At 68.9% G+C, this 18,036-nt stretch carries 19 protein-coding genes; 6 read left to right on the top strand and 13 right to left on the bottom strand.

Annotated features, from left to right (window positions below; all coding sequences use genetic code 11):
* The first annotated feature begins 39 nt into the window (after positions 1-39).
* Together OHA10_RS04275 and OHA10_RS04280 are read left to right on the top strand one after the other, a co-directional pair.
* Entirely contained in the window at positions 40-519 is a 480-nt protein-coding gene (locus tag OHA10_RS04275) for a cation:proton antiporter regulatory subunit (protein ID WP_371404871.1), read from the top strand.
* Between the two features lies 1 nt (position 520).
* Entirely contained in the window at positions 521-1,732 is a 1,212-nt protein-coding gene (locus OHA10_RS04280; protein ID WP_371404872.1) for a cation:proton antiporter, read from the top strand.
* 16 nt (positions 1,733-1,748) lie between these two features.
* Here OHA10_RS04280 and OHA10_RS04285 read toward each other — a convergent pair whose 3' ends face one another.
* The 3 genes from OHA10_RS04285 to OHA10_RS04295 form a co-directional block, all read right to left on the bottom strand.
* Positions 1,749-2,240 (bottom strand): methylated-DNA--[protein]-cysteine S-methyltransferase, encoded by a 492-nt coding sequence (locus tag OHA10_RS04285; protein WP_371404873.1) that lies wholly within the window; start codon positions 2,238-2,240, stop codon positions 1,749-1,751.
* Positions 2,237-2,791, bottom strand: a complete 555-nt coding sequence (locus OHA10_RS04290) for a GNAT family N-acetyltransferase (RefSeq protein WP_371404874.1) — start codon at positions 2,789-2,791, stop codon at positions 2,237-2,239. The genes OHA10_RS04285 and OHA10_RS04290 overlap by 4 nt, the downstream gene beginning before the upstream one ends.
* Positions 2,792-2,926: 135 nt before the next feature.
* On the bottom strand, positions 2,927-4,420 hold the full coding sequence (locus OHA10_RS04295) for an AlkA N-terminal domain-containing protein (RefSeq protein ID WP_371404875.1): 1,494 nt from the start codon (positions 4,418-4,420) through the stop codon (positions 2,927-2,929).
* 118 nt (positions 4,421-4,538) lie between these two features.
* On the opposite strand from OHA10_RS04295, the gene OHA10_RS04300 reads away from it, so the two are divergent.
* From OHA10_RS04300 to OHA10_RS04315, 4 genes are all read left to right on the top strand, one after another.
* The gene (locus OHA10_RS04300) at positions 4,539-5,279 is read left to right on the top strand and encodes an SDR family NAD(P)-dependent oxidoreductase (RefSeq protein ID WP_371404876.1); all 741 of its coding nucleotides are present in this window, start codon (positions 4,539-4,541) and stop codon (positions 5,277-5,279) included.
* Positions 5,280-5,310: 31 nt separating this feature from the next.
* Positions 5,311-6,087, top strand: a complete 777-nt coding sequence (locus OHA10_RS04305; protein ID WP_371404877.1) for an LLM class flavin-dependent oxidoreductase — start codon at positions 5,311-5,313, stop codon at positions 6,085-6,087.
* Positions 6,088-6,161: 74 nt separating this feature from the next.
* Positions 6,162-7,166 (top strand): LacI family DNA-binding transcriptional regulator, encoded by a 1,005-nt coding sequence (locus OHA10_RS04310; RefSeq protein ID WP_371404878.1) that lies wholly within the window; start codon positions 6,162-6,164, stop codon positions 7,164-7,166.
* A gap of 108 nt (positions 7,167-7,274) precedes the next feature.
* Positions 7,275-9,872, top strand: a complete 2,598-nt coding sequence (locus OHA10_RS04315) for a glycogen debranching protein (protein WP_371404879.1) — start codon at positions 7,275-7,277, stop codon at positions 9,870-9,872.
* 386 nt (positions 9,873-10,258) lie between these two features.
* Here OHA10_RS04315 and OHA10_RS04320 read toward each other — a convergent pair whose 3' ends face one another.
* The 10 genes from OHA10_RS04320 to OHA10_RS04365 all read right to left on the bottom strand — a co-directional run bounded on the left by OHA10_RS04320 (position 10,259) and on the right by OHA10_RS04365 (position 18,034).
* Complete coding sequence (locus OHA10_RS04320; RefSeq protein ID WP_371404880.1) at positions 10,259-11,023, bottom strand: hypothetical protein; 765 nt, start codon at positions 11,021-11,023, stop codon at positions 10,259-10,261.
* Entirely contained in the window at positions 11,020-11,913 is an 894-nt protein-coding gene (locus tag OHA10_RS04325; protein ID WP_371404881.1) for an ATP-binding cassette domain-containing protein, read from the bottom strand. Before OHA10_RS04325 ends, OHA10_RS04320 begins: the two co-directional genes overlap by 4 nt.
* Positions 11,913-12,272 carry a GntR family transcriptional regulator gene (locus OHA10_RS04330; protein WP_137258900.1) on the bottom strand — a complete coding sequence of 120 codons (360 nt, stop codon included), beginning with the start codon at positions 12,270-12,272 and terminating at the stop codon, positions 11,913-11,915. The genes OHA10_RS04325 and OHA10_RS04330 overlap by 1 nt, the downstream gene beginning before the upstream one ends.
* A gap of 98 nt (positions 12,273-12,370) precedes the next feature.
* Positions 12,371-12,967 carry a GPP34 family phosphoprotein gene (locus tag OHA10_RS04335; protein ID WP_371404882.1) on the bottom strand — a complete coding sequence of 199 codons (597 nt, stop codon included), beginning with the start codon at positions 12,965-12,967 and terminating at the stop codon, positions 12,371-12,373.
* A 112-nt stretch (positions 12,968-13,079) separates the two neighbouring features.
* Entirely contained in the window at positions 13,080-13,289 is a 210-nt protein-coding gene (locus tag OHA10_RS04340) for a hypothetical protein (RefSeq protein ID WP_350858759.1), read from the bottom strand.
* A gap of 13 nt (positions 13,290-13,302) precedes the next feature.
* Positions 13,303-14,208, bottom strand: a complete 906-nt coding sequence (locus OHA10_RS04345; RefSeq protein WP_371404883.1) for an SPFH domain-containing protein — start codon at positions 14,206-14,208, stop codon at positions 13,303-13,305.
* 163 nt (positions 14,209-14,371) lie between these two features.
* A complete protein-coding gene (locus OHA10_RS04350; RefSeq protein ID WP_371404884.1) occupies positions 14,372-15,070 on the bottom strand; it encodes an aminotransferase class IV in 699 nt (232 codons plus the stop codon).
* A gap of 12 nt (positions 15,071-15,082) precedes the next feature.
* A complete protein-coding gene (pabB, locus tag OHA10_RS04355; RefSeq protein ID WP_371404885.1) occupies positions 15,083-16,435 on the bottom strand; it encodes an aminodeoxychorismate synthase component I in 1,353 nt (450 codons plus the stop codon).
* 43 nt (positions 16,436-16,478) lie between these two features.
* The gene (locus OHA10_RS04360) at positions 16,479-17,258 is read right to left on the bottom strand and encodes a class I SAM-dependent methyltransferase (RefSeq protein ID WP_371404886.1); all 780 of its coding nucleotides are present in this window, start codon (positions 17,256-17,258) and stop codon (positions 16,479-16,481) included.
* A gap of 71 nt (positions 17,259-17,329) precedes the next feature.
* The gene (locus OHA10_RS04365; RefSeq protein ID WP_170989997.1) at positions 17,330-18,034 is read right to left on the bottom strand and encodes a metal-dependent transcriptional regulator; all 705 of its coding nucleotides are present in this window, start codon (positions 18,032-18,034) and stop codon (positions 17,330-17,332) included.
* Between the last annotated feature and the right edge of the window lie 2 nt (positions 18,035-18,036).

The raw sequence follows: 18,036 nt of genomic DNA on the forward strand, positions 1-18,036 counted from the left end.
TTGAGAGAATGGTTGCAGACGCCATCTATTGATCGGAGCATGATGATCCACCCGACCAAGACGACGTTGCCAGGGATCGGCACGCGGTACGACCTGGTCACCGAAGGCGGCAACCACGTCTCGGTGGTGGTGCACAACGACGGCCGGCGGTTCCTCGGCTTCCACGATCCGGAGGACGACGACACCTGCCAGGCCTCGGTCCCGCTCGGCCAGGAGGAGGCGACCGCGCTGGCCGACCTGCTGATCCCGGAGCGCATCGACCCGGTCCGGGGCGAGATCGAGATCGACCTGGTCACCGAACACATCCCGGTCACGGCCAAGTCGCCGTACTCCGGCCGCACGCTCGGGGACACCCAGGCCCGCAGCCGGACCGGCGCGTCGATCGTCGCGGTACTGCGGCGTACCGGCGCGACGCCGTCGCCGACGCCGGACTTCCGGTTCGCGATCGGCGACACCTTGGTCGTGGTCGGCACTCGCGAGGGCGTGGACGCCGTGGCCGACCTGATCGCGGGTGGGTGAGATGCACGAGAACATCACTGCTCTGCTGATCGAACTCGGCGCGGTCATCCTTGCCCTGGGCATCCTCGGCCGGATCGCGGGCCGGCTCGGCTTCTCACCGATTCCGCTTTATCTGCTGGCCGGGCTCGCGTTCGGGCACGGCGGATTGCTGCCGCTGGCAGCGAGTGAGGAGTTCGTTGCCACCGGCGCCGAGATCGGCGTGATCCTGCTGCTGTTGCTGCTCGGGCTCGAGTACACCGCATCGGATCTGGTCGGCACGCTGAAGACGCAGTACGTGTCGGGTGCGGTGGACTTCCTCCTGAACGCGTTGCCCGGTGCGGCCGTCGCGCTGCTACTCGGTTGGGGCCCGGTGGCTGCGGTCGCGTTGGCCGGTGTCACCTGGATCTCGTCGTCCGGCGTGATCGCGAAGGTGGTCGGGGACCTCGGCCGGCTGGGTAACCGCGAAACGCCGGTCATTCTGGGGATCCTGGTGCTCGAGGACCTGTCGATGGCGGTCTACCTGCCGATTCTCACCGCGCTGCTCGCCGGTGTCGGGCTGGCCGGTGGAAGCATGACGCTGCTGATCTCGCTGGGGACGGTGAGTGTCGTCCTGTTCATCGCGCTGCGGTACGGGCGCGTGATCAGCCGGGCGGTGTCGTCGGACAACCCCGAGATGCTGCTGCTCGTCGTACTCGGGCTGACCTTGCTGGTCGCGGGTATCGCGCAGCACCTGCAGGTGTCGGCGGCCGTCGGTGCGTTCCTGGTCGGAATCGCCTTGTCGGGCGAGGTCGCACACGGTGCGCGCAACCTGCTCGCTCCGCTGCGTGACCTGTTCGCCGCGGTCTTCTTCGTGTTCTTCGGGTTGAGCACCGATCCGGCCAAGATCCCGCCGGTGCTGGCGATCGCGTTCGGGCTCGCCGTACTCACGGCACTCACCAAGATCGCCACCGGCTGGTACGCCGCACGCCGGGCCGGCATCTCGACGGCAGGACGCTGGCGCGCGGGCGGGACATTGGTGGCCCGTGGCGAGTTCTCGATCGTCATCGCCGGCCTCGCCGTCGGGGTCGAACCGAAGCTCGGTCCGCTCGCGACGGCGTACGTGCTGATCCTGGTCATCCTCGGCCCGGTCGCCGCCCGCTACACCGAGCCGCTCGCGCGCCGCCTGTTCAAGCGCGGATCGCCCGCACTGACCAAGCCCGCCGCCGAGGAGCTCGACCGCCAACCGCAGGCGTGAACGCGTCCGCTCCTGGTCAATTGATCAGTGGCTGGAGTCCGCGTTCGTGATCGAGCAGGGCTCGTTTGCGTTCGATGCCACCGCCGTAACCGGTGAGGCTGCCGGTCGAGCCGACCAGGCGGTGGCACGGGACGATGATGCTGATCGGGTTCTTCCCGTTCGCGAGACCGACCGCGCGGGCCGATTGCGGTTTCAGTCCGAGGGCCGCGGCGAGACCGCCGTACGTGGTGGTCTCGCCGTACGGGATGTCCTGGAGGGCGGTCCAGATCTGGCGCTGGAAGTCGGTGCCGCGCAGGTGCAGTGGTACGTCGAACTTCGTGCGGCCGTGGTGGAAGTACTCGTCCAGCTGCTCGGCGACCGCCGGCAGGGTCGAGTCGTCGCGGTCACCGAAGCCGGCTTCGTCGGGGCGATAGCGCTGCTGGTCCATGTACAAGCCGGTCAACTCGCCCGCGTCGGTCCCCACCAAGGTGAGGGGACCGAGCGGGCTGTCGATGACGGCGTACGTCACTTGATGGACTCCCACTGGGCGCGGTCGATCCGGTAGAGCACGTGCCGGCGTAGGCGGTGGCCCTCCTCGATCCGCGGGTGGTCGAAGTCGCCGGCCTCGTCGTGCACCATCCCGATCCGCTGCATCACCCGCTGCGACGGCAGATTTGTGGTCGCGGTGAACGAGACGAGCTCGTCCAGTCCGGCCGGACCGAACGCGTACGCCAGCGCGGCCCGCGCCGCCTCAGTCGCATAACCGTTGCCCCAGGCACCTTTCGACAGACGCCAGCCGATCTCGACGCCGGGCAGGAACGGCGCGTCGAAACTCGGCACGTTCAGCCCGGTGAAGCCGATGAACTCCCCGGTGTCCTTCACCTCAAGCGCCCACAGCCCCCAGCCGCGGCCGTCGAGCTCCGGGATGTTCCGATCGATGAGGGCGTCGCTCTGCTCACGGGTCTGCAGCGCCGGGAAGTGCTCCATCACGGCCGGGTCGGCGTTCAGCGCGGCGAACGGCTCCCGATCGGAGTCGCGCCACTGACGGAGCAACAGCCGGTCGGTGGTCAAGTCGGTCATGGGGCCTCCCGGCCTGGACTGAGGAGCGGAGGGAGCGAAGCGACCGGAGCGAAGCGACCGGAGCGACGAGGGAAGGCCGGGAGCTACAGCCCCATGACCCGCCGCGACGGAGTCGTGGCATATGCACGGTCATTCTCACTCCGGAATCTTGTTGATCGCGTGGTCACCGGTGGCCCACAGGTACTGCACCGCGTACGCACGCCAAGGCCGCCACGCGCGGGCGTGGTCGGTCAGGAGTTTGGGGGCCTCGGGCAAGCCTAGGTCACGGGCGGCGTACCGGATACCCAAATCACTGGCCACAAAGGCGTCCGGGTCACCGAGCGCACGCATCGCGATCGACTCGACCGTCCACGGCCCGATCCCCGGCAGTGCCGACAGCTGCTCCCGCGCGCGATCCCAGTCCGCGCCCGCGCCGAGGTCGATCTCGCCGTCGGCGAGCGTCCGGATCAGCGTCGTCAACGTCGTACGCCGGGACTTCGGGAAGGCCAGCGTCTCCGGGTCGAGCCCGGCCAGCGCCTGCGTGGTCGGGAACAGATGGGTCAGCCCGCCGGCCGCGTCCTCGATCGGCTCGCCGTGCTGCAGCACCAGGCGATGCGCGTGCGTCCGTGCGGCCGCGGTCGACACCTGCTGACCGAGCACCGCGCGTACGGCGAACTCCTCGCCGTCGACCGTGTGCGGAACGCGGCGGCCCGGCGCCTTGGCGATCAGCGGCGCGAGCACCGGATCCTCGCTCAGCAGGTCGTCGACCGCGACCGGATCCGCGTCGAGATCGAGCATCCGCCGGCACCGGCTGATCGCGATCGCGAGATCACGCTGATCGGTGAGCGAGAGCTGGCACGCGATGTGGTCGGGCATCGGCCGCAACGCGACCACACCATGACCGTGTGGCAGACGCAGCGTGCGGCGGTAGTGGCCGTCGCGCCACTCCTCGACACCTGGTACGCCGGTCGCGATCAGATGGCCGAACAGGTTGTCGGGCATCAACGGTGCGCGGAACGGGAGTCGCAGCGAGATCGTGCCGGGCGCGGCGGTCGTCGAACCGCGGCGGGCGCGACGGCGAAGCTCGGTCGGGGACAGCGCGAAGACCTCCTGCACGGTCTCGTTGAACGTCCGCACACTCGAGAACCCGGCGGCGAACGCGACATCGGCCATCTGCAAGTTGCTGGTCTCGATCAGCAGGCGCGCGGTCTGGGCACGCTGTGCCCGGGCGAGCGCGAGCGGACCGGCGCCGAGCTCGGCCAGCAGCTGCCGCTGCACCTGCCGCACGCTGTACCCGAGCTGGCCGGCCAGCCCTGGTACGCCGTCGCGGTCGACCACGCCGTCCGCGATCAGACGCATCGCACGGGCCACGAGGTCGGCGCGGTCGTTCCACTCCGGGGAGCCCGGGCTCGCGTCCGGACGGCACCGCTTGCAGGCGCGGAATCCGGCTTGCTGCGCCGCGGCCGCGCTCGGGTAGAACCGCATGTTCTCGACCTTCGGCGGCACTACCGGGCAGCTCGGCCGGCAGTAGATCTTCGTGGTGAGGACGGCCGTGAAGAACCACCCGTCGAACCGCGCGTCCTTGGACTGGACGGCCCGGATACATCGCTCCCTGCACTCGTACACGTCCTCCAGCATCCCTGCCGCCATCGACAGTCGCTAGCGGTTTTGCGACATGGAGGCGGACGGGGTCGCGGTTTTGCGACGGCAGGATCCGGTGTCGGATTCCCGCGAGCTTCATCGTGATGGCTCGCGTGGACTGGTCGGCATGAACGAACTGGTTGGCAAGAAGGCAATGGTGACAGGCGGCAGCCGCGGGATCGGCGCGGCGACCGCGATCGCGCTGGCGGAGAAGGGCGCCGACGTCGCGATCACATATAACGCCTCCGCTGATGCGGCGGCAACGGTGGTGAAGGAGATCGAGGGTCTCGGTCGGCGTGCTGTTGCATTCGCGGTCGACGCCGCGGATGCGGTTGCGGTCGGCGACGGCGTACTACGGGCCGCGGAATCCCTTGGAGGGTTGGACATTCTGGTCAACAACGCCGGTGTGGGTGCGATCGCGCCGATCACCGATCTCACCTCGGCAGACGTGGATCGGGTGGTCGCGGTCAACATCCGTGGCGTGTACGCCGCAACGCAGGCCGCCGTACCCCTGCTGTCCGACGGTGGCCGGGTGATCCACCTCGGCAGCTGCGCCGCCGGCCGGGTCACGAGCCCTGGCATGACCCTGTACGCGATGAGCAAGGCCGCGCTGGTCGGCCTCAGCAAGGCGTTGGCCCGCGAGTTCGGGGCGCGCAACATCACCTCGAACGTGGTCCAGCCGGGCCCGATCAATACCGACATGAATCCGGCCGACGGCCCGTTCGCGGCAGGGCAGATCGCCGACCTCGCCCTGGACCGTTTCGGCAGCCCGCTCGAGGTTGCCGCGGCGATCACCTACCTGGCCGGCCCGCACGCGGCGTACATCACGGGCACGGAACTCACCATCGACGGAGGCCACACCGCCTGAATTGTCGGAGCCTGCCTCTAGCCTCGGCAGCATGAAGTTCTCGGTCACTGTCGGGGCAGTGGGTGACGGGCGGGATCCGCGCGGGCTGGCTGAGCTTGCCCGCGCGGTGGAGGACTCTGGCTGGGACGCGTTGTTCCTGGAGGACTACCTCGTCTACCAGGGCGACGCGTCCCGGCCGACGTACGACCCGTGGATCTGTCTCGCGGCGATGGCGGTCGCGACCGAGCGGATCAGGATCGGTACGACGGTGACGCCGCTGCCCCGGCGTCGACCGTGGAAGGTGGCGGCGGAGGCCGTCGCGTTGGATCACCTGTCCGACGGCCGCATGGTGCTGGGAGTCGGTATCGGTGATCCGGGCGATCCGTTCATGGAGGGGAAGAGCCCGAAGGTGCTCGCCGAGATGCTGGACGAGGGGCTGGAGCTGATCGACCGGCTGTGGAGCGGGGAGCTCGTGACCTTCACGGGGAAGCACTACCGGTTGGAGGGCGTGCAGCTGACGGCTCGGCCGGTGCAGGAGCCGCGGATCCCTGTCTGGGTGGGCGGGAACATGTTGGTGCCTGCGGTGCGGCGGAGGATCCTGCGGTGGGACGGATCTTGTGCCTACAAGGGGAGTACGGACGCGCCGCAACGGATCACTGCTGATGATGTCCTCTCGCTCTTGGCGGACGGAGCGCGCGAGGTGAAGGTCAGCGGCGGTGAGCCGGAGGCGTTCGCGGAGGCGGGTGCCTCGTGGTGGGGGCAGTGGATCGCGCCGATGGGAGTCGAGGAGACGCTGGCGATCGTTCGCCACGGTCCGCCGCGACTCTGAACCGTTGACAGGTTCGGAGCGGCCGGGGCAGACTGCGGATGTTTTTAACGTTCAAAACGTCCGTGGGAGGTCGCGTGGCTACGCTCAAGCAGGTCGCCGCCCACGCCGAGGTGTCGGTGCAGACGGTGTCGAACGCACTCAATGCTCCGCACCGGCTCCGGCCGGACACGCTCGAACGCGTGAACAAATCGATCGAGCTGCTCAACTACCGGCCCAATCGTAACGCCCGCAGTCTGCGCACCAGCGCGGTCGAGCTGATCGGGTACTGCGTCCCGAACTGGCCGAACCAGACGCATCTCGTGATGGACCAGTTCCTGCACGCGCTCTGTGCCGCCGCCGAGCGCACCGGCCGGCACATCCTGCTGTTCACGGCACCACCCGGTGTCGACGGCATGCCGACGTACGACGATCTGCATGCCCGCAGGCTTGTCGACGGGTTCGTGCTGTCGCAGACCGAGACGCACGATCCTCGGCACGCCTGGCTGAAGGAGCAGGACATCCCGTTCGTCAGCTTCGGACGGGTGTGGAAGGAGACCACGCAGCCCGGCCCGTGGGTGGACGTGGACGGCGCCGCCGGTTCCGCGATGGCGGTCCGGCATCTGTACGAGACCGGCCGCCGGCGGATCGCGTTCATCGGCTGGCCGAAGTCGTCCGGCCTGGCCGAGGACCGGCTCGGCGGCTGGCGGGACGAGTGCAAGAAGCTCGGACTGCAGACCACCGGGCTGTCGATCCGTTGCCGCGAGGACAGCCTGGACGAAGGCGCTCGCGCCACCGCGGCCCTGCTCGACGCCGGCCGCGAGCTGGACGGGATAGTTGCCCTGAGCGACATTCTCGCGCTCGGCGCGCTCCGTGAGCTGACCCGCCGCGGCATCATCGCCGGCCGCGAGATCGGCCTCACCGGCTTCGACGACTCGCCCCTGGCCGACGTCGTCTCCCCCGGCCTGACCAGCCTCCGGCAACCGATGGACGAGATCGCCGGCGAACTGATCGAGATCCTCACCGGCGCGCCCGACGGCCTGCCGACCGAACGTTTGCTGCAGCCAGAACTGGTGATCAGGGGCAGCTCGGCCCCTGGCTGATCCCCGGCGCTGTCCCCCGGCGCCGCGAGAAGGAGGAAACCGCCAATGACTCCCGATCCGACCAACCGAAGTAGACCAAGCAGCTCCGCCCCACCCACCCGACGGCCGGTGCGCCGTACCGCCGGCATCGCGCTACTGGCCACCGCCACTATCCTGGCCGGCACCGCATCCGCCATCGCCGGCCCTTCTGGATCCACTACCAGCGCCACCACAACAGCTACCGCCTCGTCCGAGCTCTCCGAGACCACGCGGCTCGCTGATCGGCGGTCGCTGGTCGTCGGCGACCGGGCCTACGCGATGGGGGACGAGACCGGCCTCTACCCCGCGTCCGGCTGGCACATCCGCGGTGAGATGGGCGGCTTCTGGAGCCAGCCGATCAAGCTGCTCGACGGCATCTGGTTCGGCCTCGACGGCAACTGGCTCGGCAAGGACGTCGCCGCCGCGAAGTACACCAGCGGCCAGGGCTACAGCCGGATCGACTACTCCGGTTCCGTCGACGTACGCCGTACCGACTTCGTCCCCGACGGGGTCCGCGCGACGCTGGTCGGCCTCACGCTCAGCTCGAGTACGGCGAAGACGGTCAAGCTCGATGTCGACGCGCACTCCGAGCTGATGCAGTCGTATCCGTGGGACTGGACCACCCCGGGCGCAGCCGACGCCAACCTGCCCGACACCGGCGACTACACCGACGGCGCGCTCCGGTTCCGCGAGCAGGGCACGCCGTCGTACCCGAACGCGACCGCCCACGACTACGCCGCGTTCGTCGGATCGTCCCTGCGTCCGACGGATCACCAGCTCGGCCCGGACCACCGCGGCCCGCAGAGTCCCGCGGTGATCTGCCCGAAGGACGGTACGACGCCCGCCCGCTGCGACGACTCGCTCGTCGGCAAGGGCACCGGCGGCCGGCTCACGTACGACGTGAAGCTCGCACCGGGTCAGCAGAAGACGATCTGGTTCGCGGTGGCCGGATCGGACCAGGGCAGCAAGGCGGCCGAACGCGAGTACGGCAAGGCGCTGAGCAACCCGGAGAAGTTGCTGCGGGCAAAGACCGCCGTACGGCAGCAGATCGACGCGCAGTCCGCAGTGGACCTTCCTGGTGACCGGCTGCTGCAGCAGAGCGTCGAGTGGAGCAAGCAGAACCTCGCCGACTCGGTGCAGGAGGCGCGCAACCTGCAGATCCGGGACGTCAACGAGGGCAAGGACTACCCGGCACCGGCCGGGACGGTCCAGACCGCGCGCTGGTTCGGCGCCGGTTTCCCGGACTATCCGTGGCTGTTCGCGACCGATGGCGAGTACACCGCCTTCGCCGCGGTCGCAGCGGGTCAGTTCGACACCGTGAAGGACCACCTCAAGGCGCTGCGCGACGTCAGCGACATCCTGAACAACCGCAGCGGCAAGGTCGCGCACGAGGTCACCCCGAGCGGCTCCGTGTATTTCGGTTCCAACCAGAGCGCCGGCAACACCGACGAGACGGTGAAGTTCCCGAGCACGGTCGCGCTGCTGTGGCGATGGACGGGTGACAACAAGTTCCGCGACGACATGTACGACTTCAGCGTGCGGAACCTGCAGTACGTGTACCGCGAGCTCGACAAGGACGGCGACGGCTGGCCGGAGGGTCTCGGCAACGTCGAGCGCACGGGCATGGGCGTGGAGAAGCTCGACAACACCGTCTACCTGATCCGCGGCCTGACCGACCTCGCCGACCTGGCCGCGTCGAAGCACGACACGAAGGTGCAGCAGTGGGCCACCACCCGCGCGAACGACCTCGAGTCCCGCTTCGAGGCGCAGTGGTGGGTGCCGCAGGCGATGGGGTACGCCGACTCGATCGACGACCCGGCCAACCCGGCGAACGACAACACGCCGATCTTCCAGCGCCACTGGATCGGCGTCACGCCGATGGAGGCGGTACTGAACCGGCCCGGCAAGCCTGCCTCACCGCTCGCCTCGACCGCCAACGCGAACACCGCGCTCGACCAGCGCGAAACCGCTTGCTACACAGGCGAGTTCGGCCTGTTCCACACCGGCACCGGTGCGACGTCGGATCCGGCCGGCAACCCCGGCGCGACCTGTGACCCGGTCGTGTCGCAGGTGAAGAGCGAGCGCAGCATCTTCGGTCTGAACACGTCGATCATGGCCGTTGCGGAAGGCAACTTCGGCCGGATGGGCGCCGAGCAGCAGCAGGCGTACACCACCGGCAACGCCCGGATCCAGCTCGACCCGTCGGTCTGGGAGACCCCGGGCGCGATGCCGGAGATCGCCCCGTCACCGGATTCCGCGGCGAATATCGGCCGGCCGTTCTACGACCGCTCGATGGCGCTGCAGGCGTGGGGCGCGTACGGCATCCTGTGGCCGGTGATCCACCAGCAGCTCGGCGTCGATCCCGACCTCGGGCACGGCCGGATCGCCGTCGTACCGCAGATTCCGCAGGGCCAGCAGAAGGTGGCCGGTAGCAACATCCGGGTCGGTCGCGGCTCGGTCGATGTGTCCGCACGCCTTACAGGTAAGGCGTTGTCGACCGATGTGACCGTGAAGGGTGTCGGCGCGGCACTCACGGTCGGCGCCGTACTGCCGTCCGGGGCGAAGGTGAAGAGCGTGTCGGTCGACGGCCGCACAGCGCAGTACAAGCTCGTCACCACCACCCGCGGGACGGAGGTCCAGGTGCCGGGGTCGGGCTCTCACACCGAACTGAGGATCACACTCCGCTGAGAGTTCCCGAAAAGAGCCCCGAGGTCGTACGCGACCTCGGGGCTCTTTTTCTGCACTGCCGAGTTCAAGAAGGCGGGCCCCTCCGAGTATGAGTCGGAGGGGCCCGCACCAGCTGAAGGAAGGTGACGTCTCCAGCTTCCCGATACGGGTCCGTGGAGGCCGGCAGACCCCGTCACCGGTCTACCTCGGTGGGGATCCCCACCGCTAGGGCCCTCGGTTTCCGATCGACCCGCCGCTCCAGTCCGAAGCGGCGTGTCGACATTTCTACGCTCTTGAACAGGGGTCGCACAAGCCTTTCCAGACAACAGTTTTGGTCGTCCACAATGATCGCGCAACCATCCACAGAAACAGTCCCGGTTATACACACCCCCTGTGCATAACGTGTCTTAGCCCTTAGCGGGTTTGAGTGCCATCGGTTGCAGAATGCGATACCCGGCGTACACCCCGAGCGCACTGACCACGAGGACGGAGGGTACGGCGACGGCGAGTGGCGGCCGGTGATAACCGGCGTTGGTGAGGACGTCGGCGAGCCATTGCGCGACGAGCAGGAACTCGGCGGCGACCGCGGGGATCAACGCCACCGGCAGCATCAGCAGACCGCGCCAGAAGCCGAGCCGGACGAACGTGATGCCGAGCAACCAGCCCGTCACCTCATGGGACAGGATCAGCAGGAAGAACTCGGTGAACACCAGACCGAGCTGCGAGGTGCTGGTGAACAGGTGCGGGTTGTTCAACTTGTCGGGCCAGCCCTGCCACGCGTAGAGCGCGTGCTCCACCTGGTAGGCCAGCACCCATACGATCGAGGTGGCCGCGGCGGCACCGGTCAGGTAGATGCCGGAGGCAACCGCATACATCCGCCGGGTGACACCGTGGGCGACCAGCAACGCCAGGTACGCCGGGGTGAGCGTCACGCCGATCGCCAGCGAGAAGTACTTCGGGGACTGGGTTCCGTAGTCCCACATGCTGCTGGTGACACCGCTGGTCGCGAGCTGGATGACGATCCCGATGACCAGGAACGCAACGATCATCGCGATCCAATAGCCGACGAGCATCTGCCGCAGACCGACGGCCATCGACCACAACACCGTCTTCAACCGGCGCCAGTCGGTCGCCCCCCGCGGAAGCGCCGCTTCAGCTGTCGTGGTCGTCATGAGCGCGCTCCTGTCAGGTGGACGAAGAGATCCTGCAGGCCGACCGGACCGATCTCCAGGCCGGCCGCCGTCGCCTCCGCCAGCAGCGCCGGATCGAGGTCGCCGAGAACCGTGGTGGACTTGGTGCCGCCGAGCCGCTCCTCGGCGAGCACGGTGAAGCCGGCCGTGAACTCGTCCACGGCCGCCGCCGGTCCGACGATCGAGGCGCCGCGGCCGCGCAGCGAGTCGACCGGTGACTGCGTGACGAGGCGGCCGTTGTCGAGGATCACGACCTCCTCGAGCATCGCGCTCACCTCGCTGACCAGATGGGTGGACAGCACGAACGTGCGCGGTACTTCGGTGTAGTCGGCGAGCAGCGCGTCGTAGAACAGGTTCCGCGACGGGACGTCCATGCCCAGGTAGCTCTCGTCGAAGATCGTCAGCGGAGCCCGGCTGGCGAGTCCGAGGACGACGCCGAGCGCGGACTTCTTACCGCGGGAGAGCTTCTGGATCTTCTTGTTCAGCGGCACCTCGAAGCGGTCCAGCAGGTCGCCGGCGAGCTCCGCGTTCCAGTACGGGCGGAGCGCCGCGGCGAGACTGATCGCTTGTTTGACCGGTACGGCGTCGGGCCGGTCACCGGATTCACGGATCAGGCACACCCGGCTGGTGACGACGGCGTTCTCGTACGGCTCCTGCGCCGTACCCAGGTCGTCGCCTTCGATCAGCACGCGCCCCTCGTCGGGCCGCCGGAACCCGGCCAGAACCGCGGCCAGCGTGCTCTTGCCGGACCCGTTCCGGCCGAGCAGCCCGTGGATCTTCCCGGGCGCCAGCCGCAGATCGAGGCGATCCAACGCCGGCACCCCGGCGAACCGGACGGACAGATTCTCGGTCCTGACAGTGAGGGCGGTCATCAGGCGTCTCCGTACGTGCGGATGTGCTGGAGGATGTCTTTGAGAGGGATGCCGATCGCCTTTGCTTCGCGGATCATCGGGTCGACGACGTCGGCGAAGAACGAGTCGCGGCGGCCGGTGCGGAGCAGGTCGCGGGCGTTCGGGGAGACGAACATGCCGATACCGCGCTTCTTGTACAGCACGCCTTCGTCGACCAGCTGCGCGAAACCCTTGGCCGCGGTGGCCGGGTTGATCCGGTAGAAGGCGGCGTACTGGTTGGTCGACATCACCTGCTCGTCCTCGGCCAGCGCGCCGGTCACGATGTCGTTCTTGATCTGGTCCGCGATCTGCAGATAGATCGGACTCCGGTCGTCGAACACAACCTCACCCCCTTCCCACACCTCCCGCCCCGTGCGAAGCAAGGGGGGCGGATACTTGGTTCATTAGTTGAGTAACGAACCGTAGCACCGCCCCGGGGTCACCCGCCGGCGGAAGTCTGCTGGAGAGACTTCTTCAGCGCCGGTACCACGGGGCCGACGCGCACCGCGAGCTGCGCCAGCCGGTCCTTGTGCCGGCTGCGCTGCTCCTTCGTCAGGATCGTGCGCAGGTCCGCGGTGGACGCGAGGACGACGATCGACGCGTCGCGGAGGTCGACCCGGGAAACGAGCCGCGAGGCGCGCAGGGTGTCATGAGCGGCCTGGAGGAGCTGCGTGCGCATCAGCGGGTGGCGGATCGCGATGCGGTCCGCCGGGACGATCCCGAGGATGCGATGCGGCTCGACCTTGATCAGCCGCGCCCGCTCGAGCTCGTCCCGGACCCGCCGTACAGTCACCCCGCCGCGCCGATCGATCCAATGCCGCCATCGCCGCGGCCCCACCGCCCGCACTTCGGCCAGCACCCCCGCCAACACCGGATCACTCGGGGCAGGCACGCTCGTCACCCGAGCCCGCCCACCGTCGTCGACGAGATTCCCCGACAACTGCAGCTCGACCAGGACCGCCGCCCGCAACACCTTCCCGATCTTCGATCGAGCACCCAGACGCCCCCGCTCGGGATCGCAGGTGAGCAGAAACATCCTTGCCGCCAACGAATCCGGTGCCTGTAAATTGCCTAGAGCAACTACTTTTCGCGCGGGCCTCGGCGCACGTCGCACCAGCTGCCCGCCTCCGACGACCGTTGCGGTCCTTCTACTCATCGTCTTCCTCCTTCGGAGGGCGGCCGGGGCGACGGAGTTTGCCTACACCGCCGGGGAGGCGGCCGGCATCGGCCAGCGCCCGGCGGAGCAGGAACTCGATCTGGGCGTTGGTGCTGCGCAGGTCGTCGGCCGCCCAGCGGGCCAGCGCGTCATGCACCACGGGATCCAGCCGGAGCAGGATCTTCTTGCGTTCGACAGCCACGGCAGACGACCACTCACTGGTAGAGCGAGCCGGCGTTGACCACCGGCTGGGCGTCACGGTCGCCGCACAGCACCACCAGCAGGTTGCTGACCATCGTCGCCTTCCGCTCCTCGTCCAGCTCGACCACCTCGTGCTCGGACAGCCGGTCCAGCGCCAGCTCGACCATGCCGACCGCCCCTTCGACGATCCGCTGCCGGGCCGCGACGACCGCGCCCGCCTGCTGGCGCCGCAGCATCGCCTGCGCGATCTCCGGCGCGTACGCGAGGTGCGTGATCCGCGACTCGATCACATGAACGCCGGCCGCATGCACCCGAGCGGCGATCTCGGCCGAGAGCTTCTCGGTGATCTCGTCGGTGCTGTCCCGCAGCGACAACACGTCGCCGTCGGGATGGACGTCGTACGGGTAGCTGTTCGCGATGTGCCGCACGGCGGTCTCGGTCTGGATCGCGACGAACTCGACGAAGTCGTCCACCTCGAACATCGCCTGCGCGGTGTCCTCGACCTGCCACACCACGACGGCGGCGATCTCGATCGGGTTGCCGTCGGCATCGTTGACCTTGGCAACGGCCGTTTCGTGGTTGCGGATCCGGGTGGAGACCTCGCGCCGCGAGGAGATCGGGTTCACCCAGCGCAGCCCGTTGGTCCGCACGGTCCCGGAGTACCGCCCGAGGACCTGCACGACCCGCGCGCGACCCGGCGACACCGGGGTCAGCCCGGCGGCCACGATCACGCCGATCACGAACAGCGCGATCCCGAGCACCACCTCGGTCCCACTGTCGCGGCCGGCTCCGATGATGACCCCGGCCACCCCCGCCACCAGCAACACGAACGCCAGCAACGCCATCGGCAAGCCGTTCAGATCCCGGCCGGCCCGCTCGGTCACCCTCGGGGTCGGCATCTCCACCGCGACATCCACCATCACTCTGCCTCCTTCTCGAATAGCTCGAAGGTAGCAAAGTGATATCACATTTACAAGCGAGAGCTGCAGCTCGACAGGAGGTGTCCCGTTCCGGAGCCGAATTCCCGGGCGACTCAGGCGGGGAGTGGCCGGCAGTGGACGTATACGTCCTGTCGAGCTGCAGCTAGGGCAGCCGGGCCGCCAGGGACTCGAGGTGGGATTGCCAGGTGGCGGAGTGGGAGTTGGGGAGGGGGTCGATGGCCGAGGCGCCCCAGGCGTGGATCGGGCGGATGCCGTGCAGGGCGTTGACCAGCCAGGCCTCGGTGGCGTTCTGCAGGTCCTGCGGAGTGGCGGCCCGCTCGGAGATCTCGACCCGCTGGTCGACGGCGATGCGACGCAGGAGCTGTGCGGTCACCGACGCGAGCAGCGGCCGGTCGGACTGCGGGAAGCAGAGCGTATCGTCCTCCCACCAGGCGACGGCCGAGTACGCCGCCTCGAGCACCGTGCCGTCGGAGTCGAGCAACAGGATCTCGTCGGCACGGTCGGGCGCCGACTCCTTCAGCTTGCCGAGCAGCTCCAGATCCGGACCCTTCACCCGCGGCGCGGTCCGCGGATCCGGGCCCTCGTGGACGGCGACCCGCACGCGACCGCCGATCGGTGGCGCCGGCCGCAGCTGGACCGCGAGCTCACCCGACGTCTGCAGCTCGAACCGCGGGAACCACCGCCCGAACCCGGGCAGCCGCCCGGCCTGCTCGTCCCAGAACCGTTCCGCGGCGACCCCCGCCGCGGCGCACGACCGGACGAACCGTTCCCGGTGCAGCTCCAGTCCCCGGACCTTGCCATTGGCAACCAGGAACGAATCCGCCACCAGCAGAGCACTCATCTCCCCCACCCTTCACCCGCGGCCCGCCCGGCCGACGGCTGCCGTTGCTTTCAGCACCATTTCTTCGTACTCCGCGACCGGGTCGGAATCCAGCACGATTGCTCCCCCCGCCCCGATCACCGTCTCGTCCGGGGTCAGCACCGCCGTCCGGATCACCACACTCAGGTCCGCCCGCCCGTCCAGCGACAGGTAGCCGAGCGCACCGGAGTACACCCCGCGTGCGCTCCACTCGAGCTCGTCGATGATCTCCATCGTGCGGATCTTCGGCGCGCCCGTCATCGAACCCGGCGGGAAGCACGCCCGGACCGCGTCAACCGCGGTCAGCCCGTCCCGCAACCGGCCGCGGACCGTCGTCACCAGCTGGTGCATGGTCCGGTAGCTCTCGACCTGCATCAGCTGCGGCACGGTCACGGTCCCCGGCACGCTCACCCGGCCGAGGTCGTTACGGATCAGGTCGACGATCATCAGGTTCTCGGCCCGGGTCTTGTCGTCCTCGGCCAGCGCCTTCGCCGCGAGCTGGTCCTGCGCCGGGTCGAGATCGCGCGGCGCGGTCCCCTTGATCGGGCGGCACTCGGCCCAGCCGTCCGCGTCCACGGTCAGGAACCGTTCCGGCGACGAGCTCGCCACCGCGAGATCGCCGTACCGGAGGAAGGCGGCGTACGGCGCCGGGTTCGCCGACCGTTGCCAGCGGAAGAACTCGAACGGGTCCTGCACGGCCGGCAGCCGGACCCGGTTCGTCAGGTTGACCTCGTACGTCTGGCCGGCCTCGAGCTCCTCCAGAACGCGCGCGATGCCGGCCAGGTACGTCGCCCGGTCCTGCTCGAGATGCGCCTCGAGGTCGAGTGCGGCGATCGCCGGGGTGTCCAGGCTGCCCATCCACCAATCGGCGGCGGCCTCCTCGGCGCGATCCAGCCAGCCCTCGCCGGCACCCGGTTCGCCGACAGCGACGAGGTAGGTCCGGTCGTGATCGTGGTCGATGACGACGAACCGGTTCGCCCAGATCCAGAGCGCGTCCGGCGTCGGCGACTCGTGCACGGCCCGGCCACCGGTGAGTGCCTTCAGCTCGTAGCCGAAGTACCCGACGTAGCCGCCGCAGAAGAGCCCCGCCAGCTCCGCCGGCGGCTCAGCGGCCCGCTCCGCCAGCAGTTGGTTCAGCTCGGCGAAGACGTCGCCGTCGGCAACATCCCGGGTGACAACCTCGGCGCCGACGGAGGTCCCGAGAACGGAGACGCGGCGCGGGGCGCGGTCGGTCAGGCTGCCGTCGAGCCAGTATGCGACCGGTTCGGCGGCCAGCAGCTCGCGGTAGACCGTCTCACCGTCGAGCGCTCGATCGAGCGTCCGGACGGACCAGCGCAGCGCACTCACTAGCACACCGTACCGACCGCGGGCCCGGAACGGACCCCGGTATTCAGGAGATGGTCAAGGCGACCTTGGTACGCATCGCGGTGATGCGGCGGATCGGGATCGCGACCTCGAGGCCGTCCTTCGACTCGGCGCGATCCGCGAGCCATCCGGCGGCGGTGTCGCGGCGGACGTCCGGCGTACCCGGGAGGTAGAGCGCGTTCACCAGCCGCGTCGCGTCGTCGCGGCTGCGGATCATGTACACGTACCGCTCGCGCTGGCTCTCCATCACGTCGAACCCGGCGTGCTTGAGCTGGTCCTTCAGCTCGGTGATCTCGCCGCCGGCCGGGAACTGCGGCGTCGACCGCAGCCGCGTGGTCAGACCGCTCAGCGTGCGGATGTCGCCGCGTCGCAGCGGCCGTACGGCGGGCACGATCGCCGCCAGCACCCCACCCCGGCGCAGGACCCGGGCGGCCTCCGCGAGGACATCGGCGAGCGGCTGGACGACCATCAGGCCCATCGAGCAGGTGACGACGTCGAAGACCTCGTTCGCGAACGGCAGGTGCAGCGCGTCGGCCTGCACCTTCGGACCGGGCGCACCGGCCAGCTGGGCCGGGTTGTTGTCGACACCGACCACCCACCGCCCGTACAGCTCACGCGCTACCGGCCCGTTGCCGCAGGCCAGGTCGAGCACCCGGCGTGCCTCACCGGAGACGGCCCGGACCAGCCAGCGGTACGGCGTGTGGTCACCGGCCACTGCCCGTGACAACAGCGCTTCCGTGCTGCCGGGCGCGGCGGTGTGGAATTCCCGCAGGTACTGCGGCCAATCAACAAAGTTCTCGGACATCGGGGCTTGAACCTACCGGCTGACGACCCGGCGTACTTCGCCGGGTGCTCAGCGTTAACAGAGAGTTGACGTCAGACGCGGCTGACGAAGATGTGGCCGGCGGTCTCGTCGCTGATCACGCCGCCCGCCTCGCGGCTGCCGACCAGTACTCCGTCGGCGTCCATGATCGAGTCGACCTCGCGACCGGGCAGGGCACCGGCCTTGCGCAGTACTGCCATCGCGCCGTCGTCGGTCTGCACCGGCTCGGCGATCCGGCGGACGAGCACCCGCACGCTCTCGCCGGTGGACTGGTCGAGGACCTGGTCCAGCGGCTCGACACCGATCCGGAAGTCCTCGATCCCGCTCGCGATACCGCTGGTCTGCAGCTCCTCCAGGCCCGGGATCGGGTTGCCGTACGGCGATTCGGTCGGGTTGTCGAGGATCTTCAGCAGCCGCAGCTCGACCGCGTCGCTCATCACGTGCTCCCAGCGGCAGGCCTCGGCGTGCACGTCCTCCCACTCGAGACCGATCACATCGACGAGCAGACGCTCCGCGAGGCGGTGCTTGCGCATCACCCGGACCGCTTGCTTGCGGCCGACGTCGGTGAGCTCCAGATGGCGGTCGCCCTCCACCTTGATCAGACCGTCGCGCTCCATCCGCGCAACCGTCTGACTGACCGTCGGACCGGACTGGTGGAGGCGCTCGGCAATCCGGGCCCGGAGAGGGAGGATGCCTTCTTCTTCCAGCTCGTAGACGGTCCGCAGGTACATCTCGGTGGTATCGATCAGCTCGCTCACGA

Source organism: Kribbella sp. NBC_00662 (assembly GCF_041430295.1).
In the GTDB taxonomy this organism is placed as follows: Bacteria; Actinomycetota; Actinomycetes; order Propionibacteriales; family Kribbellaceae; genus Kribbella.